Annotated in this window: 7 protein-coding genes; 5 read left to right on the forward strand and 2 right to left on the reverse strand. The window is 46.7% G+C overall.

The genetic code is table 11. The features are described from left to right. Positions 1-24: 24 nt before the first annotated feature. The 5 genes from fliF to AB4135_RS15605 all read left to right on the forward strand — a co-directional run bounded on the left by fliF (position 25) and on the right by AB4135_RS15605 (position 5311). Positions 25-1740, forward strand: a complete 1716-nt coding sequence (gene fliF / locus AB4135_RS15585) for a flagellar basal-body MS-ring/collar protein FliF (protein WP_371994288.1) — start codon at positions 25-27, stop codon at positions 1738-1740. 89 nt (positions 1741-1829) lie between these two features. Next, on the forward strand, positions 1830-2816 hold the full coding sequence (locus tag AB4135_RS15590; RefSeq protein ID WP_371994306.1) for a flagellar motor switch protein FliG: 987 nt from the start codon (positions 1830-1832) through the stop codon (positions 2814-2816). After that, complete coding sequence (fliH, locus tag AB4135_RS15595) at positions 2816-3571, forward strand: flagellar assembly protein FliH (RefSeq protein ID WP_371994290.1); 756 nt, start codon at positions 2816-2818, stop codon at positions 3569-3571. The genes AB4135_RS15590 and fliH overlap by 1 nt, the downstream gene beginning before the upstream one ends. Continuing rightward, positions 3534-4901, forward strand: coding sequence for a FliI/YscN family ATPase (locus tag AB4135_RS15600; RefSeq protein ID WP_371994292.1), 1368 nt, complete (start codon positions 3534-3536; stop codon positions 4899-4901). The genes fliH and AB4135_RS15600 overlap by 38 nt, the downstream gene beginning before the upstream one ends. Beyond that, on the forward strand, positions 4898-5311 hold the full coding sequence (locus AB4135_RS15605; RefSeq protein ID WP_371994294.1) for a hypothetical protein: 414 nt from the start codon (positions 4898-4900) through the stop codon (positions 5309-5311). The genes AB4135_RS15600 and AB4135_RS15605 overlap by 4 nt, the downstream gene beginning before the upstream one ends. 1348 nt (positions 5312-6659) lie before the next feature. Here AB4135_RS15605 and AB4135_RS15610 read toward each other — a convergent pair. Continuing rightward, the gene (locus AB4135_RS15610; RefSeq protein ID WP_371994296.1) at positions 6660-7556 is read right to left on the reverse strand and encodes a DMT family transporter; all 897 of its coding nucleotides are present in this window, start codon (positions 7554-7556) and stop codon (positions 6660-6662) included. A 12-nt stretch (positions 7557-7568) separates the two neighbouring features. After that, positions 7569-7994, reverse strand: coding sequence for a MarR family winged helix-turn-helix transcriptional regulator (locus tag AB4135_RS15615; protein WP_371994297.1), 426 nt, complete (start codon positions 7992-7994; stop codon positions 7569-7571). Positions 7995-8571: the final 577 nt, after the last annotated feature.

Here is an 8571-nt window from a genome sequence, read left to right on the forward strand (position 1 = left end):
TTTTCGGGGAAGGATAACTAGACTATGTCGACAACTATAACAGCCGAGGCATCCACACCTGAACCGGCAAACAATAATGCAGCTCTCAATACTCTCAAAGATAAATGGCGAGATTTTAATCGTGGTGACCGCCAAGCAGCCGTACTTGCGGTTTTTGCCATCGTAGCAGCTTGTGTCATTGTATTGATGTTGTGGAGTGCCAGCCAAGGTTATCGTCCTTTATACGGTAACCAAGAAAATGTTGATACCGCGCAAATCATTGAAGTATTAGAGGCTGAAGGGATCAGTTACCGCCTCGATGCGAGCAGTGGTTTAGTGCTGGTTGTTGAAGACAAACTCGGCCAAGCACGTATGCTACTTGCAGCTCGCGGTGTTAAAGCTAAAGTTCCATCAGGCATGGATTCATTAGAAAACTCAGGTATCGGTACCAGCCAATTTATGGAGCAAGCCAAATACCGCTACAGTTTAGAAGGTGAGCTATCACGCACCATCATGGCACTTAAAGCGGTAAGAAGTGCACGAGTCCATTTAGCGATACCAAAGAAAACCCTATTTATTCGTCAGCAGCCAGAACTGCCCTCAGCGTCGGTGATGCTAGACCTTTACTCAGGCAGCAATATTCAACCTGAAAACATCGAGTCTATCGTCAACTTGGTTGCAGGCAGTGTGACAGGCATGACACCTGAGCGAGTACAAGTTGTTGACCAAAACGGCAACCATTTGAGTGCCGGTATCAGTGCCAACCAAGACATTACCCAAGCTAGAGACCGACAACTTAAATACACCCAAGAGTTAGAACAAAGTTTGATTGGCCGTGCCTCAAGCATGTTGCAACCGATACTGGGTCAAGACAACTTCCAAGTACAGGTCTCTGCCAAGGTTAACTTTAACCAAGTTGAAGAGACCAAAGAGTCACTTGATCCGGTAACAGTGGTAACCCAAGAAAATCAAAGCAGCAATGAAACCAATGCCGACATGGCACTGGGTATTCCTGGCGCATTGAGCAACCAGCCACCAACAGCCGCAGCGGAAGAGAGTAATAATCGTCGTAATATCAACCAAAAAGAGAGTAGGCAGTTCGACGTGGGTCGCTCAGTAAGGCATACCCGTTTTCAACAGATGCAACTCGAAAATCTATCGGTTTCTGTACTACTCAATAGCCAAGCAGCAGGCACAACAGGCTGGACTCAACCACAACTCGATCAACTCAGTAGCATGGTGCAAGATGCCATTGGCTTCTCTCAAGCGAGAGGCGATCAGTTCAGTATCAATAGCTTTGAATTTGCACCTATCACCGTCGCACAATTTGAGCCCATGCCTTGGTGGCAAGGTGAAAGCTACCAAGCTTATTTACGTTACTTTATTGGCGCAATCTTAGGTCTGGGGATGATCATTTTTGTTCTACGACCGCTGGTTTCACACCTTACGCGCACCGTTGAATATAACCTCAAAGATGATGCTACCACTATAGAGCCAAAGCGCATTCCACCAGCAGAGCTTGCCGCTACCGAGCTTGATCGTAAAGCGAGCACTCAAGACGACCCACAAGCTTTAGCCGACAAATTAATGGGGCTAGACAAAGACCCAAGCCACGGAGATTGGAACTCAGATATCGGCCTACCAGCAGCAGGCTCACCACTGGCAGTCAAGATGGAACACTTAAGCTTGCTTGCAAATCAAGAGCCCGCAAGAGTGGCAGAAGTGATTGGCCATTGGATCAGTGACAAAGATGAGCATTAACCCTAAGCGCGATGCCACTTTATCTAATCGTATTTTAGCTTTGAACATAGGTAGCCCGAACTGTGAATAATAGCGACCCCGTAATCAAGATGGATAACCTAGATCAAGCCGCCATGTTACTGCTTAGCATGGGAGAAAAAGGTGCGGCCCATGTCATGGCGCACTTAGATCGCAATGACGTACAACACCTGAGCCACAAGATGGCTCGCCTCTCTAGCATCACTCAACATGAGGCAGAAGCAGTGTTGGGGCGTTTTTTCAAACGCTACCAGGAGCAGTCAGGTATCGCTCGCGCATCACGATCTTACTTACAGAAAACCCTCGACCTGGCATTAGGCGACCGGGTGGCAAAGAGTCTTATCGACAGTATTTATGGCGACGAAATTAAAACCCTAGTCAAACGGTTAGAGTGGGTCGATCCTCAACTACTCGCCCATGAGATCTCTAATGAGCACAGCCAATTGCAAGCGGTATTATTAGGGCTACTTCCAGCAGAAAGCGCAGCCCAGGTGCTGCAAGGTTTACCGGAAGCCGGCCAAGATGAAGTGCTCGTGCGTATTGCTCAGCTAGGGGATCTCGATCGAGAAGTCGTTGATGAGCTACGCCAACTCGTTGAACGCTGCATGTTGATGGCTATGGAGAAGAGCCACACTCAAGTCAGTGGTATTCGCCAAGTGGCTGACATTCTCAACCGTTTCGATGGTGATAGAGAGCAGCTGATGGAGATGATAAAACTGCATGATAAACAGCTCGCTAATAACGTCGCCGATAATATGTTCGACTTTATTATTCTTGGCCGACAAAAAGCTGAAACACTACAAGATATCATGGCCGCTGTGCCCGCAGATGTGCTTGCTCTGGCGCTTAAAGGAATTGATGCTGAACTTAAGTCAGCACTACTTGAAGCCTTGCCTAAGCGTATGTCTTCGGCAATCGAAACCCAGATAGAAGCTATTGGTACGATTCCATTAAGCCAAGCAATTGCTGCTCGTAAAGAGATAATGGAAATTGCCAAACAGATGATGGATGAAGGCGATATCGAGCTGCAATTATTTGAAGAACAGGTGGTTGATTAATGACTAGTGCTATCGGAAAACAGCAACCACACTGGAGACTGACCGGCGATCATGCTCGCAAGCATCGTTTCTCGCCGCTAATCACTCCTGAAAATAGCCAAGAGCAAAGTGAAGGTAGCTGGCAGGACTTTCAGCAAGCCTTTGATAAAGGTTATGACGAAGGGGTGCAAAAGGGTCACCAAGCTGGCTTTGAGTCTGGCACCGAAGAGGGGCACCAATCAGGTTACGCCGCCGGCTTTAATCAAGGTCGAATTGAGGGTCAGCAAAAAGGCAAAGACAGCATAGACGCCGATCTCAATAATATCATTGCCCCACTAGGCGCACTTAAGTCACTGCTTGAAGAGGGCCACGCCCAGCAAGTCAGCCAGCAGCAATCTTTGATTTTAGAACTGGTAAAACGTGTGTCACTGCAAGTCATCCGCTGTGAATTAACCTTGCAACCACAACAGATCCTCGGCTTAGTCGAAGAGACATTAGCCGCCTTGCCTGATGATCCCACCGAAGTGAAGATCCATTTAGAACCGAGTGCCGTCAACAAACTCCGCGAATTAGCTGCCGATAAGATCCAAGATTGGAGCCTAGTGGCTGATGCCAGCATTAGTGCCGGTGGTTGCCGCATTGTGAGTGACACATCAGATGCAGATGCCTCTGTTGAAACCCGACTCAACACCTGCATGGCACAAGTAGAAGAACATCTGCAACAAACTGTCGCTGACAATGTCACCCTCACTGAGGCTCAGGTTGAAACTGCATAGTAATATTCTTGACTGGCCTAGCGTTCCAGTCGCACAGGTTTATGGTCGCTTAACGCGAGTTAATGGCCTGCTGCTCGAAGCAGTAGGTTGCCAACTAGGTACCGGCGATCGCTGTTATATCGAATGTCGAGACAACCACAGAGTAGAAGCTGAAGTCGTCGGCTTTTACAAAGATACCCTGTGCTTAATGCCAATCGAACCGACACATAGCCTGATGCCTGGGGCGCGTGTGATGCCAATTGAAGGGCGCTACCAAATCCCTTCAGGCCAAGGTTTACTCGGTAGAGTGCTAAATGGCCTTGGCCAACCACTAGATGATCTCGGCTGTATCAAGCATATGCCCCATGTGCCGCTACAATTTAAAACCACCAACCCCTTATTACGTAAACCAATCAAAGAACCACTCGATGTGGGCATTAGAGCAATTAATGCGCTACTCCCGGTTGGCCGTGGACAACGCCTTGGGCTTTTTGCAGGCTCAGGAGTCGGTAAAAGTGTCCTATTAGGCATGATGACCCGTTTCACCGAAGCCGATGTCGTGGTTGTTGGTTTGATTGGTGAACGTGGCAGAGAGGTTCGTGAGTTTATCGACGACTCTCTCGGAGAGGAGGGACGTAAACGTGCGGTTGTGGTTGCCGCCCCTGCAGACACCACACCACTGATGCGTATGCGCGCCATGCGCTTATGTCATCAAATCGCTGCAGCCTATCGCGATCAAGGCAAACAGGTACTGCTACTGGTCGATTCATTGACTCGCTACGCCCAAGCTCAACGAGAGATAGCCTTGAGTTTAGGTGAGCCACCCGCCACCAAAGGCTATCCGCCTTCGGCGTTCGCCCAGCTACCAAGCTTGGTAGAGATGGCAGGCAACAGCCAACACCCTACAGGTACCCTAACTGCGTTCTATACCGTACTGACTGAGGGTGATGATCAACAAGATCCGATTGCCGATTCAGCACGAGCGATTCTAGATGGTCATATTGTACTCAGCCGAAAACTGGCCGAGCAGGGACACTTCCCTGCGATTGATATTGCCGCATCGGTAAGTCGACTAGCGACCCAAGTTGCCAGTGAAGAAACGCTGCATCAAGGGCAGTGGTTTAGGCACATTAATAGCCGCTATAACGAGATACGGGATCTGCTGCCGCTTGGCGGCTATCAAGCCGGGCATGATCCAGAAATGGATCTATCGGTCAGTGCTTACCCGCACATGGCAACCTTTCTAAAGCAACCCATTTCAGTTGCAGCAGACCATGCACACAGTGTTGATGCACTCGCTCAGCTAGTGACTAGCATGGGCTATAAATCCGCAAACACGGAGCCGTCATGAAGCAATTATTAAGACTTTGCCAGCAAGAGGAAAAGAAGCTCGGTCAGTTAGGACAACAGCGCAGTGAAGCACAATACCGCATTGACTCCGTGTCCCAACAAAAGCAGCTATTAAGCCAGATGGTCAAAGAGTATACCGAGCTTAGTTGCAACGCACTGTCGCCTATTACCCTACAAAACAGCGCCCAGATGATAGCAACCATCGCCCCCATGCAAAAACAGCTCACTCGAAAACAGATATTACTGCAGCAAGAACATCAAAGAATGGATAACTTGTGGCGCCAACAACTTGGTCGCCAGCAGGGGATTAAGTGGCTATATCAAGAGCGAAAACAGCAACAACAAGCCCACTTAGAGCGGCAAGAACAGAAGCAACAAGACGATCTTGCCAGTCGTTATGCCCGCTATTAACCGGATCTAACCGTTAGCGCCAACTTTGTTTTGCCAAAAGTGTTTACCATTGGATAAAGGTGTATTTCATCGCCAGCAGTGGCTGTTGAACAGGATGCCCGAATGTCGTGAATATATGGTCGATGATATTCCCGACATCATTATGACATATCCCTAAGGCTCAAATGTGAATGAACGACCGCATGTGCAGACACTGCCATGACACGCTATAAATACATCCCAGTAAGCGCAGCCATGACATCCCTGTCATAGACGGTCACGGCCGTGCCTACACAGGTTAACTAGTGATTTAGTTTAGACCCTTTCGGTTTGGTGCTTAACGCGGAAATGCCCCAATCCAAGTTACGTCCATGAAGCTTTGCTTTCATTTTAAGTAAAAGAAAAGTCGTGCCGCTTCGCCCACACCCGAGCCAAGGGGCAAAGCGCTTGTGCCCCTTGGCAATCCCTCAGCGCCCCAGACGAAGTTGTCTCCCTCGCACTTATTCAAAATAGTCTAACGCTTCCGATGGGACATCTGCTGTGAATGGATTTACGAATGCCGCGGTGGCATGGATGCCAAAGAACGGCCTGTCCCGCGAAAGCTATACCCACATCCGTGTGGGCACTACGGACTTTGGTTTATGAAAAGTCTTCAACGTATTTCGGCAACTCCGATGGGGAGTTGGTGTGTTCTGTAAGTTTTTGAAACTAACTTTTGCCCCAAAATTAGTTAGCTACCATTACTAATGGCTATTATTTTTAATTCAAAACCAAGTCTAAATCAAAGTCGTGGCGCTTCGCCCACACCAGAACCAAAGGGGAAAGCGCTTGTCCCCTTTAGTGAATCCTCAGCGCCCCGGCGAAATTTAAAAAGCAAAATTTCCAACGGGGGAGATCTGGTTCTGCGAGTTCACTAAAATACGTTTAAACTCATGAACTTATGTTAAAACAGTTGAAGCTAAAGCACTATTGCTAAGTATTAACACTTAAACACCAAGTGAAGATGGAGTAGAGGCCTTCGGTTTCATAGCCAGCCCTGTAGCATGCAGAGTTATGAAGCTCAGATGAAAGCGAAGAACGCCCATTATGGCGCAAATAAAGATGCCAAAAACTATCCTGCTAGGCATCGATAATTTTTAAACATTTCACAAAAGCTATAAAAATCAGCCTTATGAAAAATGTAAAAAAGTGATACACGGACCCATAGAACAACTTAAGCTCTCTTTCTCCGCACTCAATAAGGGCGTTTATGTAGCCTAAAATTAAAAATTATCCATTTACAGCAATACCTTAGCAGTGATAGCTTGTTAAAAAATTAACCAGTTGCTAAGAACGTTATCGAGCGACTAATGAATAAGCTGTTAGGCGGTTATTCAGTGCCCTTGGTTTTTCGAGTGTTTTTGTTTACCAATATGACTCCTGTAAATATTATTACCGTTGCAATGTAATCCATCATGCCGATATTTTCTCCAAGAAATGCTGCTCCAAGAAAGAGAGCAACGACCGGTGGTACATAAGTCAGAGCCGAAGCGCGGACTGCTCCAAGTTTTTCAATTACAAAGTAGTACAATACATAAGCCAACCCAGTGCCAATTAGTCCCAATCCGCCCACGAGTACTAGCATAGATTCAGTATCGCTGAGCAGTGATTCTAAACCTGATTTATCAGTAACAAGCAGCAAAATTAATGATGCAAATCCGAGTTGATATGTCGTTAGCGCGGCAGGAGGAAGTTTTAGAGGAGTAACAAACTTGCGAGCATACACAAATGATACGCCTAGGCTAAAAGATCCAAGTGTCATCCACAAAACGCCTTCGAGGAGAAATTCACCTGTTTTAGATGAGAAGGGATTAGTAATAAGGATCATACCTACGAGCCCGATCATTAAGCCGACAACTCGATTTAGTGTTAATTTTTCATCGGAAAGGAAAATAATTGCTGCCACTAGTGAAAACAATGGAATTGAAGCACTAACAGCACCAGCAAGTCCAGACTCTAATAGCGCTGTACCCTCTGCGAAGCCATAAAAATATAGTGCTGCCGCTAGACAAGCCATGACAGTAAAATGTACGGTATGCCGCAGATGATTAACCTCAAGCTGACCTTTTAATAGCGCGTACCCACCGACCGTCAGGAATCCTGCTATTACTCTAACTAGCGCTACCTGCATCGGCGTGACGACCTCGGTAGACCACTTGATGAAAACAAAATTCGTTCCCCAAAGTAACCCCAGCAGGAGCCACGCTATAACAGCTCTATTGATCATCTTGATTATCTCTTAACATTTCAGATTAGCAATGGCACTAAGCATCTTGTGTACAGCCTGCCAGTCTCCATCGCCGACTTCGCTTAGAATTTGTTCTTGAGCTTTTGCCCAGTAAGGCATTACTCGCTCAATTGTTTTTTGTCCTTCTGATGTCAACTCAGCAATTTTAGTTCTACCGCTTTCTGCCTTTGAAAGGTCGATCATGCAGGCTTCCACCAATGGAGTGATTGTTCGGTAAAGTGATGTTCGCTCCATTGCAAGATCATCAGCGAGTCTCACTAGTGGTAGTGGGCCATGCCGTTCCAAAGCCCTTAGTATTGATAGCTGTACAATGCTGATTCCAGTTGGAGTCAAAGCCTCCTGATACCGGCGAAAAAGCACACGGTTCGCTTTTCTGACGGTCGTAAAGGCGCAATGTTGCATATGAAAACCTTTCATTGATGTATATACATGATGTAATTACATCAGCAAAAGGCATAAAAGTCAACACAGGAACTACGACATTTGGTATAGAATGCGCCTAATCGGGTAGTCGGAGGTATCTAGCCTCCAACCCCCACACCACCCTGCATGCGGCTCCGCACAGGGCGGTTCATTTAGAAACAACATAGACAGGCACGATAAAAAGAGTGATTTATCCTTCGGCGACTAGTTGAGTTTGATATTCTTTTTAAGCGTTTTAATACTCTGATTTATAATGATTAAAGTTGTTTGAGTTGTGAGATTTACACGTTCAATAATTGTGGACACCCATAGGCTTTGAGGAAAATATAATACTGGCAGTGAAATAATTAGCCACTGTTATGGCGGGATTAGTTAAGGATGGCCTTCATGAAAGTTTGAGATACTTTTTCTAATCAACACCAGTCAACTTAGACTGAATACTCTAAGCCATTGTTGTCCAAAAACGAGTTAACGACTACCATGGGCTTGCTAGGTACTCACCTGGGTTGAGCTGTGCAAGCTTCTAAATCATGGATGATTTAGTAGAGCCTATAGGGATATATTCACGGCG

Source organism: Shewanella sp. 10N.286.54.B9, assembly GCF_041468565.1.
Classification (GTDB): Bacteria; Pseudomonadota; Gammaproteobacteria; order Enterobacterales; family Shewanellaceae; genus Shewanella.

Excerpts from the sequence above, each read along its gene's own strand:
- fliF (WP_371994288.1), top strand. The coding sequence starts at position 25 with ATGTCGACAACTATAACAGCCGAGGCATCCACACCTGAACCGGCAAAC.
- AB4135_RS15590 (WP_371994306.1), top strand. The coding sequence starts at position 1,830 with ATGGATAACCTAGATCAAGCCGCCATGTTACTGCTTAGCATGGGAGAA.
- fliH (WP_371994290.1), top strand. The coding sequence starts at position 2,816 with ATGACTAGTGCTATCGGAAAACAGCAACCACACTGGAGACTGACCGGC.
- AB4135_RS15600 (WP_371994292.1), top strand. The coding sequence starts at position 3,534 with ATGTCACCCTCACTGAGGCTCAGGTTGAAACTGCATAGTAATATTCTT.
- AB4135_RS15605 (WP_371994294.1), top strand. The coding sequence starts at position 4,898 with ATGAAGCAATTATTAAGACTTTGCCAGCAAGAGGAAAAGAAGCTCGGT.
- AB4135_RS15610 (WP_371994296.1), bottom strand. The coding sequence starts at position 7,556 with ATGATCAATAGAGCTGTTATAGCGTGGCTCCTGCTGGGGTTACTTTGG.
- AB4135_RS15615 (WP_371994297.1), bottom strand. The coding sequence starts at position 7,994 with ATGAAAGGTTTTCATATGCAACATTGCGCCTTTACGACCGTCAGAAAA.